At 72.8% G+C, this 19,408-nt stretch carries 17 protein-coding genes; 10 read left to right on the top strand and 7 right to left on the bottom strand.

From position 1 onward, the window contains the following. Positions 1-7 precede the first annotated feature (7 nt). Positions 8-1,030 carry a zinc-dependent alcohol dehydrogenase gene (locus tag ASD48_RS24720; protein ID WP_057603904.1) on the top strand — a complete coding sequence of 341 codons (1,023 nt, stop codon included), beginning with the start codon at positions 8-10 and terminating at the stop codon, positions 1,028-1,030. A gap of 5 nt (positions 1,031-1,035) precedes the next feature. Continuing rightward, positions 1,036-1,908: a universal stress protein gene (locus ASD48_RS24715; RefSeq protein WP_057604339.1), complete on the top strand. Its 873-nt coding sequence runs from the start codon at positions 1,036-1,038 to the stop codon at positions 1,906-1,908. A 15-nt stretch (positions 1,909-1,923) separates the two neighbouring features. Here ASD48_RS24715 and ppk2 read toward each other — a convergent pair whose 3' ends face one another. Beyond that, complete coding sequence (ppk2, locus tag ASD48_RS24710) at positions 1,924-2,727, bottom strand: polyphosphate kinase 2 (protein ID WP_057603903.1); 804 nt, start codon at positions 2,725-2,727, stop codon at positions 1,924-1,926. 36 nt (positions 2,728-2,763) lie between these two features. On the opposite strand from ppk2, the gene ASD48_RS24705 reads away from it, so the two are divergent. From ASD48_RS24705 to ASD48_RS24690, 4 genes are all read left to right on the top strand, one after another. Beyond that, the gene (locus ASD48_RS24705) at positions 2,764-5,172 is read left to right on the top strand and encodes a phosphoketolase family protein (protein ID WP_057603902.1); all 2,409 of its coding nucleotides are present in this window, start codon (positions 2,764-2,766) and stop codon (positions 5,170-5,172) included. Between the two features lie 33 nt (positions 5,173-5,205). Beyond that, positions 5,206-6,219 carry a type I glyceraldehyde-3-phosphate dehydrogenase gene (gene gap / locus ASD48_RS24700; RefSeq protein ID WP_057603901.1) on the top strand — a complete coding sequence of 338 codons (1,014 nt, stop codon included), beginning with the start codon at positions 5,206-5,208 and terminating at the stop codon, positions 6,217-6,219. 152 nt (positions 6,220-6,371) lie between these two features. After that, positions 6,372-9,092: a bifunctional GNAT family N-acetyltransferase/acetate--CoA ligase family protein gene (locus tag ASD48_RS24695; protein WP_057603900.1), complete on the top strand. Its 2,721-nt coding sequence runs from the start codon at positions 6,372-6,374 to the stop codon at positions 9,090-9,092. Between the two features lie 92 nt (positions 9,093-9,184). Further along, positions 9,185-9,697 (top strand): flavodoxin domain-containing protein, encoded by a 513-nt coding sequence (locus ASD48_RS24690; protein WP_057603899.1) that lies wholly within the window; start codon positions 9,185-9,187, stop codon positions 9,695-9,697. A gap of 102 nt (positions 9,698-9,799) precedes the next feature. Here ASD48_RS24690 and ASD48_RS24685 read toward each other — a convergent pair whose 3' ends face one another. Next, a complete protein-coding gene (locus tag ASD48_RS24685) occupies positions 9,800-10,495 on the bottom strand; it encodes a universal stress protein (RefSeq protein WP_242432725.1) in 696 nt (231 codons plus the stop codon). A gap of 280 nt (positions 10,496-10,775) precedes the next feature. Next, a complete protein-coding gene (locus ASD48_RS24680; protein WP_057603898.1) occupies positions 10,776-11,357 on the bottom strand; it encodes a hypothetical protein in 582 nt (193 codons plus the stop codon). A gap of 335 nt (positions 11,358-11,692) precedes the next feature. On the opposite strand from ASD48_RS24680, the gene ASD48_RS24675 reads away from it, so the two are divergent. The 4 genes from ASD48_RS24675 (at position 11,693) to ASD48_RS24660 (ending at position 15,089) form a co-directional block, all read left to right on the top strand. Then, positions 11,693-12,763, top strand: a complete 1,071-nt coding sequence (locus ASD48_RS24675; RefSeq protein ID WP_057603897.1) for a zinc-dependent alcohol dehydrogenase family protein — start codon at positions 11,693-11,695, stop codon at positions 12,761-12,763. 19 nt (positions 12,764-12,782) lie between these two features. After that, a complete protein-coding gene (locus tag ASD48_RS24670; protein WP_057603896.1) occupies positions 12,783-13,457 on the top strand; it encodes a pyridoxamine 5'-phosphate oxidase family protein in 675 nt (224 codons plus the stop codon). A gap of 113 nt (positions 13,458-13,570) precedes the next feature. After that, positions 13,571-14,011 (top strand): pyridoxamine 5'-phosphate oxidase family protein, encoded by a 441-nt coding sequence (locus ASD48_RS24665; protein ID WP_057603895.1) that lies wholly within the window; start codon positions 13,571-13,573, stop codon positions 14,009-14,011. Positions 14,012-14,258: 247 nt separating this feature from the next. Further along, positions 14,259-15,089, top strand: a complete 831-nt coding sequence (locus ASD48_RS24660; protein WP_057603894.1) for a universal stress protein — start codon at positions 14,259-14,261, stop codon at positions 15,087-15,089. Positions 15,090-15,197: 108 nt separating this feature from the next. On the opposite strand, the gene ASD48_RS24655 is transcribed toward ASD48_RS24660, so the two are convergent. From ASD48_RS24655 to ASD48_RS24640, 4 genes are all read right to left on the bottom strand, one after another. Then, entirely contained in the window at positions 15,198-15,650 is a 453-nt protein-coding gene (locus ASD48_RS24655) for a pyridoxamine 5'-phosphate oxidase family protein (RefSeq protein ID WP_057603893.1), read from the bottom strand. A gap of 250 nt (positions 15,651-15,900) precedes the next feature. Further along, positions 15,901-17,472 carry an oleate hydratase gene (locus ASD48_RS24650; protein ID WP_057603892.1) on the bottom strand — a complete coding sequence of 524 codons (1,572 nt, stop codon included), beginning with the start codon at positions 17,470-17,472 and terminating at the stop codon, positions 15,901-15,903. A gap of 200 nt (positions 17,473-17,672) precedes the next feature. After that, a complete protein-coding gene (locus ASD48_RS24645) occupies positions 17,673-18,098 on the bottom strand; it encodes a hypothetical protein (RefSeq protein ID WP_063887497.1) in 426 nt (141 codons plus the stop codon). Between the two features lie 23 nt (positions 18,099-18,121). After that, on the bottom strand, positions 18,122-19,354 hold the full coding sequence (locus ASD48_RS24640) for a globin domain-containing protein (RefSeq protein ID WP_057603891.1): 1,233 nt from the start codon (positions 19,352-19,354) through the stop codon (positions 18,122-18,124). Positions 19,355-19,408: the final 54 nt, after the last annotated feature.

Genomic DNA, 19,408 nt, shown 5'->3' with positions numbered 1-19,408 from the left:
GAGAACCATGAAGGCAGCGGTCGTACGAGCGTTCGGTGAGCCCCTGGTCATCGAGGAGCGCCCCGACCCGGAGCCCGGCCCCGGCCAGGTCCGCGTCCGGGTGGAGGCGTCGGGGCTGTGCCACACCGACATCCACGCGGCCCGGGGCGACTGGCCGGTCAAGCCCAGTCCGCCCTTCGTCCCCGGGCACGAGGGCGTCGGCCTGGTGGAGGCGCTCGGCGAAGGCGTCAGCCACCTCGCCCTCGGGCAGCGGGTCGCCGTGCCCTGGCTGGGCAGGGCCTGCGGGCGGTGCGAGCACTGCCTGTCCGGCTGGGAGACGCTGTGCGAGCAGCAGATCAACACCGGTTACGGCTGCGACGGCGGCCACGCCGAGAAGATGCTCGCCTGGGCCGACTTCGCGCAGCCCGTGCCCGACGCCATCAGCGCCCTGGAGGCCGCCCCGCTGACCTGCGCGGGCGTGACGACGTACAAGGCGCTCAAGGTCGCCGGGGTCAGGCCCGCCCAGCTCGTCGCGATCTCCGGGATCGGCGGACTCGGTCACCTCGCCGTGCAGTACGCGAAGATCGCCGGCGCCACCGTCGCCGCGATCGACGTCACCGACGAGAAGCTCCGGCTGGCCGCCGAACTCGGCGCGGACATCGTCATCGACGCCCGCAAGGAGAACGTCGGCGAGGCGCTCAGGCGGCACGGCGGCGCCCACGCGGCCATCGCGCTCGCGGTGGACGACGCGGCCTTCGAGGCCGTCAACTCCGGGCTGCGGCGCGGCGGCAAGCTGGTCATGGTGGCCCTGCCGGCGCACGGCACGGTCCGCGTCCCCGTCTTCGACACCGTCCTGAACGGCACCTCGGTGATCGGCTCGATCGTCGGCACCAGGCAGGATCTCGCCGAGGTCCTCCAGCTGCACGCGGCCGGCCGCACCGAGGTCGTCTACGAGGCCCGTCCCCTCGCCTCCGTCAACGACTCCATCGACGAGGTGCTGCGCGGCGAGGTCAAGGCCCGGATCGTGTTCGACCTCGGTGCGGGACGGTGAGCACGATGAACCTCCCCATCGTGGTCGGTGTGGACGGCTCGGAGCCGAGCCTGCGCGCCGTCGACTGGGCGGCCGACGAGTGCGCCCTGCGCGGGGCGCCGCTGCGGCTGGTGTACGCCTCCCTCTGGGAGCGGTACGAGGGCGAGTCCCTCGCGGCGGACGTCGGCAAGCCGTCCGAACAGGTGACGGCCGAGGACATCGTGCGGACCGCCGCGCGGCGGGCCCGCACGCGCCGCCCGGACATCGAGGTGTCCACCGAGGTGCTGCCCGAGGAACCCGAGTACGCCCTGGTCCGCGAGGGACGCGGCGCCGCCGCCCTCGTGCTCGGCACCCGCGGCCGCAGCGGCCTCGTCGAAATGCTGCTGGGATCGGTCAGCCTGGCCGTCGCCGCCCACGCGGACTGCCCGGTGATCGTGCTGCGCGGCAGTCACGACAACCGGGTCCGGGCCGGGACGCACGGCCGGATCGTCGTGGGCGTCGGCGAGAGGACGACGGACTCCGCCGCCCTGCGATTCGCCGTCCAGGAGGCCGGGCTGCGCCACGCGACCCTGGACGCCGTACGGGCCTGGCGGTGCCCCGCGCACGAGAGCACCGACCACCCCCTGCTCGCCGGCGAACCCGCCCGACTGCACGAACAGCACGCCGTCGAGGTCCTGGACAGGGCGCTGAAAGACACGCCCGCGGAAGTGGACCTGCGCCGGCGGACGGTCGAGGGCCCCGCCCGGAGGGTCCTGCCGGCCGCCTCGCACGAGGCCGACCTGCTGGTGGTCGGGGCCCGGCGCGACCCGGGACACCTCGGGCTCCAGCTCGGCCGCGTCGCCCACGCGGTGCTGCACCACTCCGCCTGCGCCGTCGCGGTCGTACCCGAGCAGGTGTGAGCGATGGCCCGCTGCTCAGAGGCTCGCCGCGTGGTCGGGGACATAGGTCTGCAGATCCCGCGGCGGGCGCTGGTAGCCGGTCGACGCCGGCCGCTCCGGGAGCTCCAGCACCGGCGGCGGCACCTCGCGGTACGGCACGGACGACAGCAGGTGGGCGATCATGTTCAGCCGTGCCCGGCGCTTGTCGTCGCTCTCCACCACGTACCAGGGCGCCTCGGAGATGTCGGTGTGCACCAGCATCTCGTCCTTGGCGCGGGAGTAGGCCTCCCAGTGGGTGATCGACTCCAGGTCCATCGACGAGAGCTTCCAGCGCCGCAGCGGATCCTCCAGACGGCGCCGGAAACGCTCCTGCTGCTCGGTGTCGCTCACCGAGAACCAGTACTTGCGCAGCAGGACCCCGGCCTCGACCAGCATGCGTTCGAAGATCGGGCACTGGCGGAGGAACAGCTGGTGCTCCTCCTTCGTGCAGAAACCCATCACATGCTCGACCCCGGCCCGGTTGTACCAGGACCGGTCGAACAGCACGATCTCCCCGGCCGCCGGCAGATGCTCCACGTACCGCTGGAAGTACCACTGGGTGCGTTCGCGCTCCGTCGGCTTCGGGAGCGCCGCGATCCGGGCCACGCGCGGGTTGAGGTGTTCGGCGACCCGCTTGATCGTCCCGCCCTTGCCGGCCGCGTCCCGTCCCTCGAAGACCACCACCAGCCGGGTGCCGGACGCCCGTACCCACTCCTGCAGCTTCACCAACTCGGTCTGCTGGCGCAGCAGTTCCTTCTCGTAGGTCTTGCGCGGCAGCCGCGCCGCCTTCTTGTCGGCCATGCCGCCTCCACCGCCCGATGACTTCCGGAGTCCCTCATGCCCAAGGTCGAACACCAGGACGCCACCGTACTTTCCGACGAGGAGCTGCGCACCCTGGACGCGCACTGGCGGGCCGCCAACTACCTGGCCGCCGGACAGATCTATCTGATGTCCAACCCGCTGCTGACCGAGCCCCTGCGGCCCGAGCACATCAAACCCCGGCTGCTCGGCCACTGGGGCACCTCGCCCGGCCTCAACCTCGTGTACACGCACCTCAACCGGGTGATCAAGGCGCGCGGACTCGACGCCCTGTGCGTGTGGGGTCCGGGCCACGGGGGACCGTCGATCCTCGCCAACTCCTGGCTGGAGGGAAGCTACGGCGAGACCTACCCGGACGTGCCGCGCGACGGGGCGGGCATGGCCCGGCTCTTCCGCCGGTTCTCCTTCCCGGGCGGTGTGCCCAGCCATGTGGCCCCGGAGACGCCCGGCTCGATCCACGAGGGCGGTGAGCTCGGCTACTCCCTCTCGCACGCGTACGGCGCCGCCTTCGACAACCCGGACCTGCTGGTCGCCTGCGTGATCGGCGACGGCGAGGCGGAGACCGGACCGCTGGCCGCCGCCTGGCACTCCAACAAGTTCCTCGACCCCGTCCACGACGGCGCGGTCCTGCCGATCCTCCACCTCAACGGATACAAGATCGCCAACCCGACGGTGCTCTCCCGCATCCCGGAGGCCGAACTCGACCAACTGCTCAGGGGATACGGCCACGAGCCGATCCACGTGAGCGGCGACGACCCGGCCCGGGTGCACCGCGCCATGGCGGCCGCGATGGACGACGCCCTGGACCGCATCGCCGTGATGCAGCAGACCGCCCGCGAGAACGGCGTCACCGAGCGCGTGCACTGGCCCATGATCGTGCTGCGCACCCCGAAGGGCTGGACCGGCCCCGCCGTAGTGGACGGCGAACCCGTCGAGGGCACCTGGCGCGCCCACCAGGTGCCGCTGGCCGGCGTCCGGGAGAACCCCGAGCACCTCCGTCAGCTGGAGGCCTGGCTGCGCTCGTACAAACCCGCAGAGCTCTTCGGCACCGACGGGCGGCCCGTCGCCGACGTCCTCGCCTGTGTCCCCGACGGCGCCCGGCGGCTCGGCGCCACCCCGCACGCCAACGGCGGCCTGCTCGTCCGGGACCTGCCCGTCCCCCCGCTCGACGACTTCGCCGTACCCGTCGACAAGCCGGGCACCACCCTGCACGAGCCGACCCGCGTCCTCGGCGACCTCCTGGCCCGGGTGATGAAGGACACCGGCGGCCGACGGGACTTCCGTCTCGTCGGCCCGGACGAGACCGCGTCCAACCGGCTCCAGGCCGTCTTCGACGTCAGCGGAAAGGCGTGGCAGGCCGAACACCTGCCGGTCGACGAACACCTCGAACACCACGGCCGGGTGATGGAGATCCTCTCCGAACACACGGTGATGGAGATCCTCTCCGAACACACCTGCCAGGGCTGGCTTGAGGGCTATCTGCTGACCGGCCGGCACGGACTGTTCTCCTGCTACGAGGCGTTCGTCCACATCGTCGACTCCATGGTCAACCAGCACATCAAGTGGCTCAGGACGTCGAGGGAGTTGCCCTGGCGGGCGCCGATCGCCTCCCTCAACTACCTGCTCACCTCGCACGTCTGGCGCCAGGACCACAACGGCTTCTCGCACCAGGACCCCGGTTTCGTCGACCACGTCCTCAACAAGAGCCCCGAGGTCGTCCGGGTCTACCTGCCGCCGGACGCCAACACCCTGCTGTCGGTGGCGGACCACGTGCTGCGCAGCCGCGACTACGTCAACGTCGTCGTGGCGGGCAAGCAGCCCTGCTTCGACTGGCTGAGCATGGACCAGGCCCGCGCCCACTGCGCCCGCGGCGCCGGCGTCTGGGAGTGGGCGGGCACCGAGAACGGCGGCGAGCCCGACGTGGTCCTCGCCTGCGCGGGCGACGTGCCCACCCTGGAGGTGCTGGCCGCCGCCCAGCTGCTCCGCCGGCACCTGCCCGGCCTCGCCGTCCGCGTGGTCAACGTCGTCGACATGACCCGGCTCCTCCCACGCGAGGAACACCCGCACGGGATGAGCGACTTCGAGTACGACGGCCTGTTCACCACCGACAAGCCGGTGATCTTCGCCTACCACGGCTACCCGTGGCTGATCCACCGTCTCGCCTACCGCCGCACCGGCCACCGGAACCTGCACGTGCGCGGTTACAAGGAGTCGGGTACGACGACCACGCCGTTCGACATGGTCGTGCGCAACGACCTGGACCGCTACCGGCTCGTCATGGACGTCATCGACCGCGTCCCCGGACTCGCCGTACGGGCAGCCGTCGTACGCCAGCAGATGGCCGACGCCCGCACCCGCCACCAGGCCTGGATCCGCGCACACGGCACCGACCTGCCCGAGGTCGCCGACTGGACCTGGAACAGCTGACCCGCCCCTCACCCCCGGAAGGAACCCACCGCCATGACCGTACGCGTCGGCATCAACGGCTTCGGCCGCATCGGGCGCACCTACCTGCGCGCCGCCCTCGACCGTGCCGAGGCCGGCACCCAGGACGTCGAGGTGGTCGCCGTCAACGACATCGCCTCGCCCGCCACCCTGGCCCACCTGCTCGAGTACGACTCGACCTTCGGGCACATCGGACGCGAGGTCGCGCACGACGACGGTTCCCTCACGGTCGACGGCCGCCGCATCGCCGTCACCGCCGAGCGCGACCCGGCCGCCCTGCGCTGGTCCGACCACGGCGCCGACGTCGTGATCGAGTCCACCGGACGCTTCCGCGACCGGGACTCCGCGGCCCTGCACCTGAAGGGCGGAGCGCACACCGTGCTGCTGTCGGCCCCCGGCAAGGGCGTGGACGCCACCATCGTGATGGGCGTCAACGACCGTGCCTACGACCGGAACAGCGACCGGATCGTCTCCGCCGCCTCCTGCACCACCAACTGCGTCGCCCCGATGGTGAAGGTGCTCGACGACGCCTTCGGCGTCGAACGCGGAGTGATGACCACCATCCACGGCTACACCAACGACCAGTCGCTGCTGGACGGCCCGCACAAGGACCTGCGCCGGGCCCGCTCGGCGGCCCTCAGCATCATCCCCACCAGCACCGGCGCCGCCCGCGCGGTGGGCCTGGTGGTGCCGGAGCTGGCCGGCGCCCTGGACGGGATCGCGGTCCGGGTCCCCGTGGAGGACGGCTCGCTCACCGACCTCGCTGTGGTGCTCGCCCGGGAGGCGGGCGCGGACGAGATCAACGCCGCCTTCGAAGCGGCCGCGGACGGCCCGCTGAACGGGATCCTGCGGGTCACGAAGGCTCCGATCGTCTCCCGCGACGTCATCGGCGACCCCTCGTCCTGCGTCTTCGACCCGGCGCTGACCCAGGCCAACGGAACCCTGGCCAAGGTCTTCGGCTGGTACGACAACGAGTGGGGCTACACCAACCGCCTCCTGGACCTCACGGCCCTCGTGGCGGACGACTGACCCGCCTGGACCGCCCGCCGTCACGGCGCGGGCGGGGCCGGTCGGCCACGGTGGCAGGGCCGACCGGCCCCGGGGCGGCCCGCACAGCCCATGGCCGCCGCCCCCGCTCCGCCGGACGATCGAGGTATCGAATGCCACGGAGGAGACCTGCGATGACGGACGACCTGCTCGACCGGCCCACCGTCCACGCCCTGCTCGCGGACGGCACCACGGTGTGCATACGGCCGGCGCTTCCGGGCGACCACGAACAGCTCCAGGGGTTCTACGAGGAGATGTCGCCGGAGAACCTCCGCCTGCGCTTCTTCGCGGCGAGCCGGCGCTCGGCCGCCATGGCCGCCGACCGGGCCTGCGCCCCGGCCCACCCCGGCTACCGGGCCCTCGTCGCCGAGACGGACGGCCGGGTGATCGGCCTCGCGGAATACGACACCGGCGGGGAGACGGGCGGGGAGACCGGCGGCGGGGAGAAGGGCGGGGCGGAGATCTCCATCGCCGTCGCCGACGGTCTGCACCACCGGGGCGTCGGCACCCTCCTCGTCGAGCACCTGGTCTCGGCGGCGCGCGCGGAGGGCATCACCACCTTCACGGCCGACGCGCTGAGCGAGAACCACGAGGTGCTCCGCCTCTTCGCCGACCTCGGCCTGCGCACCTCCCGCCGCTTCGAGGGGCCGGAGGTCCGGTGCACCATCCACCTCGACCAGGACGACACCTACCTGTCCGCCGTGGAGGCCCGCGGCCGTGCCGCCGACGTGGCCAGCCTGATTCCCCTGCTGCGTCCGGACGCCGTCGCGGTCGTCGGCGCCGGACGCACCCCGGGGTCGGTGGGCCGCGCCATCGTCCACCACCTGCACACCGGCGGCTTCACCCGCCGCCTCTTCGCGGTGAACCCCAGCCTCACGTCGGTGCTCGGCGTGCCGTCCCACCCGTCCGTCGCGGCCCTGCCCAGGACCCCCGACCTCGTGATCGTGGCCGTGCCCGCCGCGGCGGTCCCGGCCGTCGCCGACGAGTGCGGCCGGGCCGGGGTGCGTGCGCTCGTCGTCGTCACCGCCGGACTCGACCACGCCCAGGCACAGTCCTTGCTGGATGCCTGCCGCACCTATGGAATGCGGCTCGTCGGCCCCAACTGCCTCGGCGTGTCCAACACGGATCCGGAGGTGAGCCTCGACGCGACCTTCGCCGCCGAGCACCCCCGCCCGGGGACGGCCGGTGTCGCGGTGCAGTCCGGCGGGGTCGGCATCGCCCTGCTCGACGGGCTGTCCCGACTCGGCATCGGCGTCTCGTCCTTCGCCTCGCTCGGCGACAAGTTCGACGTCAGCGGAAACGACATGCTCCAGTGGTGGGAGAGCGACGGCCGCACCGACCTCGCCCTGCTGCATCTGGAGTCCTTCGGCAACCCGCGTGCCTTCTCCCGCACCGCCCGGCGCGTGACGCGCCGCATCCCGGTGCTCACCGTCGACGCCGGCCGCACCGAGGCGGGCCGCAGGGCCGCCGCCTCGCACACGGCGGCGGCCGCCACCCGCACCATGACCCGCGGCGCGCTGTTCACCCAGGCCGGCATCACCGCGACCCGTTCGGTCGGCGAACTCCTGGAAACGGCCGCCCTGTTCCACTCCCAGCCGCTGCCGGAAGGCAGCCGGGTGGGGATCGTCACCAACGCGGGCGGCGCCGGGGTGCTGGTCGCCGACGCCTGCGCGGAGGCGGGACTGGCGCTTTTGCCGTTCACCCCGGCGACGATCGACGAACTGCTCGCCGTGCTGCCGGACGGCGCCGCCGTCGGCAACCCGATCGACGCCACCGCGGCCGTGTCGGAGGAACAGCTCACCGACTGCGTGGACCGCCTGACCCGGTGCTCCGGCATCGACGCCGTCATCGTGGCGCTCGTCCCCACCGCGGTCGCCGCGGCCACCGGCGACGACCTGGTGCGGGCCGTCACCGCCGCTCCCGGTCGGCGGGCGCGGCCCGTGCTCGCGGTACGCCTCGAACAGGACCGGTCCGTCCGGCTGCTGCCCGCCGCCGACGGCGGCACGATCCCCTCCTACGGCGAACCGCAGGCGGCGGCCCGCGCCCTGGCCCACGCCGCCGAGCGCGCGGCCTGGCTCGCCCGGCCCGCCGGCGCCGTCCCCGACCTCGACGACACCGAGACCGCGCGGGCCCGCGCGGTCGTCGCGGAGTACCTGGCCGCGCACCCCGACGGCGGCTGGCTGGACCCGCACACCTGCGCCGATCTGCTGGCCTGCTACAGCGTCCCGCAGATCCCGTGGGCCTGGGCCGAGAGCGAGGACGAGGCCGTGCTCGCCGCCGAGCGGCTGCGCGGCTTCGACGGCCGGGTGGTCATGAAGGCCCACTGGCCCGGGCTGATGCACAAGTCCCGGCAGCGGGCGATCCATCTGGACCTGCGCGGTGACGCCCAGGTGCGGGCCGCGTACCGCGACCTGGAGACCCGTTTCGCCGGGCTCATGACCGGCGTCGTCCTGCAGCCCCTCGCCGCCCGCGGTACCGAACTCTTCGCCGGCGTCGTCCAGGACGAGGTCTTCGGCCCGCTCGTCCTGTTCGGTCTCGGCGGCACGGCCACGGAGGTGCTCGCGGATCACGCGGCCCGGCTCGCTCCGCTCACCGACCGCGACGTCCACGAACTGATCACCTCGCCGCGCTGCGCCCCGCTGCTGCTGGGCGAGCAGAGCGGCGGTCCCGTCGACCTCGAGGAACTGGAACAGCTGCTGCTGCGGCTGTCCCGGATGGCGGCGGACCTGCCGCAACTCGCCGAGGCCGACTTCAACCCCGTTCTGGCGGCACCGGACGGCGTCACCGTGCTCGACGCGCGCGTACGCCTGCTGCCGCGCCGCCCCCAGGACCCGTATCTGCGCCGGCTGCGCTGAGGAGGGAACGCCTGCGCACCGGGGAACCGGGCGGGCGACGCACGGCGTGGCCGACGACCGGCCGCGCCCACTGTGAGAGGAGGCGGACCACCATGACCGACACCGTGCTGGTCACCTACGGAACGACGAACGGATCCACGGCGCAGATCGCCGAAGCCGTCGCCGACGTCCTGCGCAAGGACGGGCTGACCGTCGAGGCCCTCCCGGCCCGGTCGGTCACGAACGCGGCGCGCTACGACGCCGTCGTGGTCGGCGGCGGGCTCTACGCGGGGCGCTGGCACAAGGACGCGCGGCGGTTCGTCCGCCGCAACCGCGTTCTCCTCGCGGAGCGCCCCGTGTGGTTCTTCAGCAGCGGCCCGCTCGACGCCTCGGCCTCCGAGCGGGACATCCCGCCCGTGCGGGGCGTGCAGCGGGCCGTGAACCGACTGGGCGTCCGCGACCACGTCACGTTCGGCGGGCGCCTGGAGGAAGGCGCCAAGGGGCGCGTGGCCGGGATGATCCTCCGCTCCGGCAAGGGCGGCGACTTCCGCGACTTCGGCGCGATCGAGGCCTGGGCGAAAGGCGTCGCCGATGCCCTGACGCACGCCCGGGAGGAGCGCGTCTGAAGGAGGAGATCTGAAGGAGGGGCGAGATCTGAAGGAGGAGAAGCGTCCCGATCCCGGCGATCGGCCCCGATGCCCGGTTCGAACCGGGCATCGGGGCCGACCTCATGGCGTCCTCCGGGCCGGTACCACGGCGACGGGGCACGCGGCCTCCCGCAGCAGGGTCCGCACGACCTCGCCCCACCCGGTGCCGGGGTCCGCGCCCACCACGACCAGAGACGCGCGCTCCGCGTGGTGGGCGAGTGCCCGGGCCGGGGTGAGGAGAGTGACGTCTTCGTACACCGGCACGTGCGGATACCTCTCGCGCCACGGACGCAGCACGTCGGCCAGGAGCTGCACCTCGTGGTCCTCCCAGGCCGCACGCTCACGCTCCGGCACGCCGAACGGCCACTCGGCGGCACAGGACGGAAGCGACCAGGTGTGCACGACGTGCAGGAGGGCGTCCCGTCTCCGGGCGCTGTCGAAGGCGAAGGCGATCACGTCGTCGGCAGGGTGCCGGGCGTCCGTTCCGAGAACGACCTGTCCGGAAGGCCGCGGAGGCGCGGTTCCGTCGGGGACGAGGACCAGCGGCCGGTCGGCCGCCCGGACGGCGGCGGGCAGCCGGGAGCCGGTCTCCGCGCCGGCGGTGCGAGCCCCGTGCGGGACGCCGCACACGATCATCTTCGCCCGGCCCGGGTCCGGCGGAGAGCCCTGGACCACCCGCACGGGCACACCGTGCAGCCGTGCCTCCCGCTCGGCCCAGTCGACCGCGGAAGGGCTCGGCGCCGACGGATCGGTCCAGGTGAGGATCACTCGTTGCATCGAAGTCCGCCTTTCCGGCGCAGCAGGCTCGTACAGCGGCGGGACGAGACGTCTCGCACGTGCACCCCGTGCCCCCAGCCTGTCGTGCCCCTTCGCCTCGGGGCAGGGGCCGAACGGCCCGTGCAGGCTCGCCTCCGGCCGAACCGTGCTCCGGACACACGGGAAGGCTCCAGGCCGCCCTTCGGCCCGGAGCCCGGATCCCGGTCCGTCGCGGGTTCTGCCGGTCTTCGGTTGCTGCGGTTGCTCCAGTTGCTGCGGTCGCTCCGGTCACTTCGGTCGTTCAGCCGGTTTTGTGGCCCCACCGCGGACCCACCAGATCCCACTCCCTGCCCCATTCGTCGACCCGGCGCCGGTCGAGTCGCCACCGGGCGACCGCTCCGGCGCCGAAGACCAGGCCGGCGAGGCCGGCCGCGGCCGCGACACCCAGGAAGCCCGATTCCATCGCCGCCTCCGTGGTGCTCGGCGGCGCGGTGGTGAGACGCCCGTGGCCGTCCTGCCAGACCGTGACCGTGGATCCGGCCTCGAGGCCGCCGTCCACCAGGGTCCGGCCGGTACGGGTCGAGCCGTCGGACGCCGTCCAGCGCACGGTCGTCGTCCGGCGGTCGGAGGTGCCACCGATCGAGGGGGCGCCCGACGGGACGTCGGTGAGGAGCACGGCGCGGACGGACTGCCGCTCGGCCCGCTGCCGAGCGAACACCTCGTCCGCGGCCTGGGCGGTCACCAGACCGGCGACGGTGCCGCCCACGACGAAGACGATCCAGACGGCCAGCACGATCCAGGCCTCGACGACGTCGTCGCGTCGTCGCAGCGGGTTGGCCTGCCATCGCCACAACCGCTTCCTCGCGTACGTGCCGCTGGGCATCGGTCCGCACCTCCTCCTCGTCGTCGTGACACCTTTGACAGTGACAGCGTCGCCCGTGCCCCGGCATGGGCCGACCAGACGCCGCCGCAGGGCCGTTGGGGCCGACTCCCCGGTCGGGAAGGGCCGTTCAGCCCCAGAGGTGGCGAGGTCCGCGGAACACCGTTCGGTCCCTGGCCTGGCGGATCGGACTGGGCCCCTCGCCACCGCACCCGGTCGGTCAGGACCGTCCGGGCAGGCGATCAGGGCCGGACGGCCCAAGCGGACCGGACGAATGCCGGACAAGCTGGATGTGTAGGGCGATATCGACAATCGGAGCACGGGATGGTGATGAACTCATGAAAGGCTTCGTCTTCCACGGCCCCGGGCAGTCCGCCTGGGAGGAAGTCCCGGACCCTGCCCTCAAGGAACCCACCGACGCCATCGTGCGGGTCGGCGCCGTCACCATCTGCGGCACGGACCTGCACATCCTCAAGGGCGACGTGCCCGAGGTCCGTCCGGGCACGGTGCTGGGGCACGAGGCCGTCGGCGAGATCGTCGAGGTCGGCAGCGACGTGCGGACCGTACGTCCGGGCGACCGTGTGCTGGTCTCCTGCATCAGCGCCTGCGGCCGCTGCCGCTACTGCCGTGAGGGCAGCTACGGGCAGTGCCGGGGCGGCGGGGGATGGATTCTCGGGCACCTGGTCGACGGCACCCAGGCCGAGTACGTCCGCGTCCCCTATGCCGACCTGTCCGTGCACGCCCTGCCCAGCGCGGTGGAGAGCAAGGACGCCGTCCTGCTGGCGGACATCTTCCCGACCTCCTACGAGGTGGGCGTCCTCAACGGGCACGTGCGCCCGGGCGACACCGTCGCCGTCGTCGGCGCCGGTCCCATCGGCCTCGCGGCGATCGCCACGGCGCGGCTGTTCGCCCCCGAGCGGATCGTCGCCGTCGATCTGGCCGCGCCCCGGCTGGAGGCCGCCAGACAGCTCGGCGCCGACGCCGTGGCCGACGCCCGCGAAGACCCCGAACAGCTGGTCGCCGACCTCACCGACGGACTCGGCGCGGACGTCGTCATGGAGGCGGTCGGTGTGCCGGAGAGCTTCGAGATGTGCACCCGCATGGTCCGGCCGGGCGGCCACGTCGCCAACATCGGCGTCCACGGCAAGCCCGCCACCCTGCACCTCGAAGACCTGTGGATCAAGAACGTGACGATCACCACCGGTCTCGTGGACACCCACTCCACGCCCACCCTGCTGCGCATGGCCGCCGCCGGCCGGCTGCCCACCGCGCAACTGGTGACCCACACCTTCCCGCTGGAGCAGATGGAGGAGGCGTACGACGTCTTCGCCCGGGCCGCCGGCACCGGCGCCCTCAAGGTGGTGCTCGGCGGGCAGCCCCACGAGGAGCTCGCCGTGAGGGCGGCATGACGAGAGGAGGTGACCGGTCGTGACCGAATGGACACGGGTGGACGTGACCGAGGGCCCGCCCTCGGGTGACCTGGGCCGCCGACTCGCCGCTCGCCGGGCCCGGCTCGGGCTGACGCGAGAGGAGACGGCCGCCCGGGCGGGCATGGCGCCCACCTATGTGGCGTACCTGGAGCAGCACTCCGAAGCCTCGCCCGGCAGGGGCGCCCTGCTCGCGCTGGCGGCCGTGCTGGAGACCACGGTCGCGGCGCTCACCGGAGGCGAGGCCGATCGGCCGCCCGGTCGTGGACAGGCCGGGATCGCCCCGGAGTTCACCGAGCTGAGCCGGGCCGAGTGTGCCGAGCTGCTGTCGACGCACGGCGTGGGAAGGCTCGCCGTGTGCACGGATCTCGGGCCGGAGATCGTCCCGGTGAACTACAGCGTGGTCGATGGCACGATCGTCTTCAGAACCGCACGCGGCGCGACGCCGTCGCTGGCGGCCGGCTGCCCGGTCGCCTTCGAGGTCGACCGCATCGACGACGTGTTCAGCCAGGGCTGGAGCGTGCTGGTGCGCGGCAACGCGCGCATGGTGACGGACCTCCGTGAGGAACGGCGGCTCGCGGAACAGGCATTCGGCGCACCGTGGGCCGGGGGCCGGCGCGACGTCTGGGTGCGCATCGAACCCCGTGGCGTCACGGGACGCCGCATCGTGGTCTGAACAGGGCCTTTCTCAGGAAGCCGGGGACCGATGGTCCCTGGCCGAGGCCGACCGCGCCTCGTGACGATGGGCAGTGTCACTACCGCGATGCCAGGTGAGAGACGAGAAGGCAGATGGACGCCAACGACGGATTCCGCGAACTCCACCGACAGGAGTGCCTGCGCCTGTTGGCCACCGTGCCGGTGGGGCGCATCGTGTACACGCGGCAGGCGTTGCCCGCCGTGCTGCCGGTCAACTTCTCGCTGGACGGCGACGGCGCGGTGCTGGTGCGCACGTCGGCCTCCTCGGAACTGGTGGGCGCGATCCTCGGTGCCCTGGTCGCCTTCGAGGCCGACGAGGTCGACGCCGCCACCCACTCCGGCTGGAGCGTCGTCGTGATGGGAACGGCCACGGTCGTGACCGACCCCGCCGAGCACACACGGCTGCTGCGGACCGGACCGCGTTCCTGGGCGCCGGCGCCGCGGGAGGTCTTCGTGCGCATCGACCCGGAGCTGGTCACCGGACGCGAACTCGTCGGCGGACGCTCCCTGTACGGCGTGCACTTTCCTACCTGAGCTCCGACTGCCCTGCCCTGCCCTGCCCTGCCCTGCCTTGCCTTGCCCTGCCTTGCCTTGCCCTGCCCTGCGTTGTCCCGTCCCGGACCGAACGGCCCTTTCCGCAAGGGTCGTTCGGCGTTTCCCCGGGTTCTCCCGGCTCATGTCCGGGGTGCCGGCGCACGAGGAGCATCGTGCGAGGAGGGCGGCGCGTCCGTCGAGCGCCGCCTCCGTCGGACGGTCACTCGAAGAAGGGACGCATACGGCCATGACCCCGCATCGCACAGTCGTCGGAGTGGACGGATCCCTGATATCCGTAAGGGCGTTGGACTGGGCCGCGGCCGAGGCCGTGCGGCACGGCGGCACCCTGCGCGTGCTGTACGCGGTCCCCGACCGTGACGAGGCGGCACCGGTCCTGGGCTACGCCGCCTCACGCGTCCGCGCGCGGTATCCGCGGCTGCCCGTGGAGACCGTCGCGGCGGAGGGCGGCACGGTGCGTGCGCTGGCGCGCGAGAGCGCGGACGCGGACCTCACCGTCGTGGGTACCCGCGGCCTGGGCGCGTTGGCCGGCCCGGCTCTCGGTTCGGTGAGTCTGAGGCTGGCCGCGCTCGCGCGAGGACCGCTCCTCGTCGTCCGCGGGGACCACCCCTGTGACGACGGACGGGACGTGCTGCTCGGCCTGGCGGACGACACGGACGACACGGACACCACGGAGGACAAGGACGACCGGGCCGTGGCGTACGCCTTTCAGGAGGCCGAGCGTCGCGGTGCGAGGCTCCGCGTCCTGCAGTTCCGGGGCCGTCGCCACATCACCCCCGAGCCGCCCTCCCTCGTGCCGGCCCGCGAGGCCGCCGCCGAGGAGGCCGTACCCCGCTTCGTGCTCGCCGGGCCCGCGGACCGGCATCCCGGCGTCACGGTGGAGACCCGCACGGTCCGTGCCGCTGCCGCGGACGAACTGCTGGCGGGGACACGGGAGGCGGCAGTCGTCGTGATCGGCGCACGCCGGCGCACGGGCAGGCTCGGCCCACGCCTGGGCCCGGTTGCCCACACGCTGCTTCGCCGGGCGCACTGCCCGGTGATCGTCGTCCCCCATGGGTGACCGGCCCCGGTCGCCGCCCGCTCGGGGCGGGAGGCCGGCGGCATCCGTCTTCGGCCATGCACCGCCGGGCGTCCTGAGACCGACGGGGGCCGCCGGTCACGGGGGACGTCACGGGGGACCGCCTGCCGTGAGGCGGATCCCGGTGACGAGATCGGGGCTGATCAGGACGGCGTGATCCATCGTCTGGGAGACCCACGGACGCAGCAGGGCCCGGTAGCGGGCCAGCTCCCGCGGGTCGGTGACCAGCCGTGCGTAGCCTGTGACGACGACGCTCCAGCCGAGATGGGTCCGGGGGTCGATGTCGTCGGCCTCGTACGCCACGACGGCCCCCGTCCCCTCGTTCTGCCGGGTGTACCGGGTCAGTGTGGCGTCCCCGTGGGTGCGGATGACGATGTCGCCGTCGACCAGGGCGTGGTTGACCGGGCGAACGGTCGGCAACGCGTGCCGGGTGAACACGATCCGCCCCAGGGACACGCTGCCCAGGAGCCGCAGCGCCTCGACGCCGTCCAACTCGACAGTCCTGTGGGCCTCCGAGCCGCTCGAAGGGTCGTCGCCTGCCATGGCCGTTTTCCGTGTCCTCGGGTCGCTCACGCTTTCTCCGTCTCCCGCCGCCACGCGTGCGCCGTTGCATCCCTTGGTCGTGCCGATGGACCGGCCCCGCGTGAGACGGAGCGACACCGCGGGGGATCGGTGCCGCTCCTGCATCCACTGTCTCGCGCGCCACGCCGGTCCCACAGATGCCGATGGTCCCCTCACCATGGGCCGGACGGCCCTCGTGCGTCCGGCGACCCACCGGCGTGCGTCCGGTGACCTACCGGCGGTGCATGGTCTCCAGAGCGTCGGCCAGCACGTGGGGATCGTGGTGGCCCTTGTAGACGGCGGGCGGCTGCCTGTCGAGCTTCAGGAGCTGCGCCACCGCCGTCCAGGCGGTGCGTACGGAGTACTCGACGGTGAAGACGACGTCGTCGGGCACCTCGGCGAACTGCCCGATGAAGGCGAGGTTGACCGACCCCTCCGGGACCACCCGGGGCCGGTCGCCGCGGCGGCGCGCCAGGAACTGGCTGGTGATGTACGGCATCACGCAGGGCACGACGGTGGAGGTGGCCAGGATCCGGGCCGCCGTCCTCTCGTCGAACGGGAGGTGGTGCAGGACCTCTTCGAGGATCTCGCGGCCGGTGCACATGGTCATCGGCTTTGGTGTGCTGTTGCCGGCGCGGCCGGGAAACAGACCGTATCCCCACCAGACCCCGACGTCCTCGGGCTGGTCGCGGTAGACGGGCTGGCGGTTGGCGACGATGGTGAGCAGCCAGTTGGAGGCGGTGAAGGTCATCAGGCCGCCCTTGCCGGTCGGACGGCCGCTGAACTCCTCGAGCGCCCGGAGGAAGGCGGGGTCCCTGGTGGTGACCGTGAACGACTCCCAGCGCGACTCCTTGACGCGCTTGTCGAAGACTCCCGGGTCGCCGAAGTCGGCACGGCCGCGGGCCAGTCGGTGCCACAGCAGCCAGGCGTCCGAACGCCGGGGCGCGGGCGGCGGCGCGGAGGTGTGTGAACCGAGGCTGGAGGCATCGGTCATGGAGCCGTTGGTGACGAGGACCAGGTCGTCGGGGGCGACGGTGACCTTCTCGTCGTGGCCGTGCCGGCTCAGGTAGAGGGTCTCGACCGTGCCGCTCCCGATGCCCGGGGTGAAGCCGAGGTCGGTGACCCGGCAGCCGGTGTGCACGGTCACGCCGCGTTCGTGGAGCCAGGCGGTCAGGGGCCGGACGATGGAGTCGTACTGGTTGTAGCGGGTCCGGTGGATGCCCGACATGGAGGCGAACCCGGAGAACAGGTGGACGAAGCGCCTGAGGTAGCGGCGGAACTCCATCGCGCTGTGCCAGGGTTGGAAGGCGAACGTGGTGCACCACATGAACCAGAATCCGGTGGTGAAGAAGTGCTCACCGAAGCAGTCGGTGATCCGCTTGCCGTCCAGGTGTCCTTCCGGAGTGGCCAGGCAGCGGACCAGCTCCAGCCGGTCGCGTTCGGAGAATCCCATCGACGTCGTGTCGACGATCTTGCCGTCGCCGTCGACGAGGCGGGCGATGTCGTCCCAGGCGAACTCCTCGTGGCCGGCCAGGATTTCCTCGGTCACGGAGACGGAGGGGTCGTCGAGGGTGGGAATGCCGGACAGCAGGTCGTAGGTGCAGTGGAACTCGGCCTCGAACATGCGTCCACCGCGCATGGTGTAGCCGGTGTCCGGGGTGCCGCCCGCGTCCAGACTGCCGCCGAGGGTCCGCTGTTCCTCGAAGAGGTGGATGTCGGACCCCCGGAAGCCGCCGTCGCGGATCAGGAACGTCGCCGCGGCCAGTGCCGCGATCCCGCCGCCCACCAGATATGCCCTCGCCATCACACAACTCCTCTTCCTCGCACGGCCGTTCGGGAGCCGTGCGTACACCGTGTCCCGCGGTTGCGTGTCGCGTCCGTGGGCCGTTGGTCACTTCCGGTGGGCCGTTGGTCACCTCACCGGTCCGGTCGGCCCCAGGACCGGGGCCCTGCGGCCGGCGGCCCGGTCGGCCGACCATGGCCGACCGGGCCACCACCGCCGCGTCATGTGGCGCCGGAGCCCTGTGCCGCGCTGCCGGGGCCCGTCTCGGGAGCCGACCGCGCGTCTCCGCCGCGCCATGGCGGGGCCGTCGTCCGGTCCACGTCGTCCCGGACGCGGGCGGCCGCCTTGTCCGCCTGGCGGCGCAACCGGTCCTGGAGCCGGTCGACGACCTCCGTGCCCGTGGCCTCCTCGGCCGTCGCCACCACCTGACGTCCGGCGATGCGAAGGTCGGCCGCGGCCGACCAGGGACGGCCCGCGTGAGGGGTGGCCGCCCGCTCGAGGTGCACCTCGCCGGTGACGGCCGGCAGTCCCGGCCTGCCGACGACGGCGTCGATCTTCGTACGGGCGTAGGCCAGGGTCTCGTCGTCCACGGCGCCGTCCGAGCGCAGCAGGACCCCGGGGGTCGCCTCGGTGTGGTCGCTGGTCATGTGCGGTCCTTCCTCGGGGGATGTCAGGGACGCGGCGCGCTGCACGCGGCGGCGTCGGGGAGCCACAGGTCGGGGCCAAAGACCTCGTAGCGGATACGGCGGGCGGGAACGCCGGCACGGAGCAGCCGGTCGCGTGCCACCCGCATGAACGGCAGCGGGCCGCACAGGAACACGACGACGCCGTCGGGGAGTTCGATGTCGCTCAGCTCCATCGGGCCCGTACGGGCGTCGGGTTCCTCCGGCCCGGGGCGCTCGTACCAGAAGACGGTGCGCGCACCCGGCAGTTGTCCGGCGAGGTCGTGCGTGTCGGCGCGCAGGGCGTGCTCGCCGGGGGAGCGGTCGGCGTGCAGGACGAGCACCGGGCGGGTCGAGCCGAGGGCGGCGAGGTGGGCCAGCACGGCGATCATGGGGGTGCAGCCGATGCCCGCCGAGACCAGGGCGAGCGGGGCGGCCGAGTCCGCCCGGTCATCGAGGAACACGTCGCCGAACGGCGCCGACAGCAGCAGTTCGTCCCCCTCGCCGACGCTCTCGTGCAACAGGGTGGAGACCTCGCCGTCCGGCCCGCCGGCGTCGCCGGTGACCCGCTTCACGGTGATCCGGCGCAGTCCCCCGCCCGGTGCGCAGGACAGGCTGTACTGGCGCAGTTGGTGCACCCCGTCGGGCAGTTGCACGCGGACGCTCACGTACTGTCCTGCGCGGGCTCGCGGAGCCGGTTCGCCGTCCGCCGGGCGGAGCACGAAGGACACCACGTCGGGTGTCTCGGTACGGCGCTCGACGACCGTCCAGGGCCGCCAGATCCCGCCGGGCTGCACGCCCGCGTCCTGGTAGAGGAGGGCCTCCCGGCTGATCAGGGCGCCGGCCATCAGCCAGTACACCTCGTCCCAGGCGGCCGCCACCTCCGGGGTGACCGCGTCGCCGAGGACCTCGGCGATCGCGCCGAACAGGTACTTGTGCACGATCGTGTACTGGTCGTCGGTGACGCCGACGGCCGCGTGCTTGTGGGCGATGCGCGACAGCAGCGCGTCCGGCCGCGCGGTGGGATTCTCCAGCAGCGCGGAGGCGAATCCGGCGATCGAACCGGCGAGGGCCCGGCGCTGGGCGCCGCTCGCCTGGTTGCCCCGGTTGAACATCCCGTCGAGCAGTTCCGGCCGGTCGTGGAACATCGTGGCGTAGAAGCGGGCGGTGATCTCGTCGAGCGCTCCGGCCACGGCGGGCAGGGTGGCCCGTACGAGGGCGGCGGACTCCGCGGACAGCATGGAACCTCCTGGGAGGAGCGGGTAACTGGGAGAAAGGAAGGGAGAGGCGGACTC

This window comes from Streptomyces sp. Root1310 (assembly GCF_001426425.1).
In the GTDB taxonomy this organism is placed as follows: Bacteria; Actinomycetota; Actinomycetes; order Streptomycetales; family Streptomycetaceae; genus Streptomyces.
The sequence above is the reverse complement of the archived record's forward strand: the minus strand, read 5'-3'. Positions and strand labels throughout refer to the sequence as shown.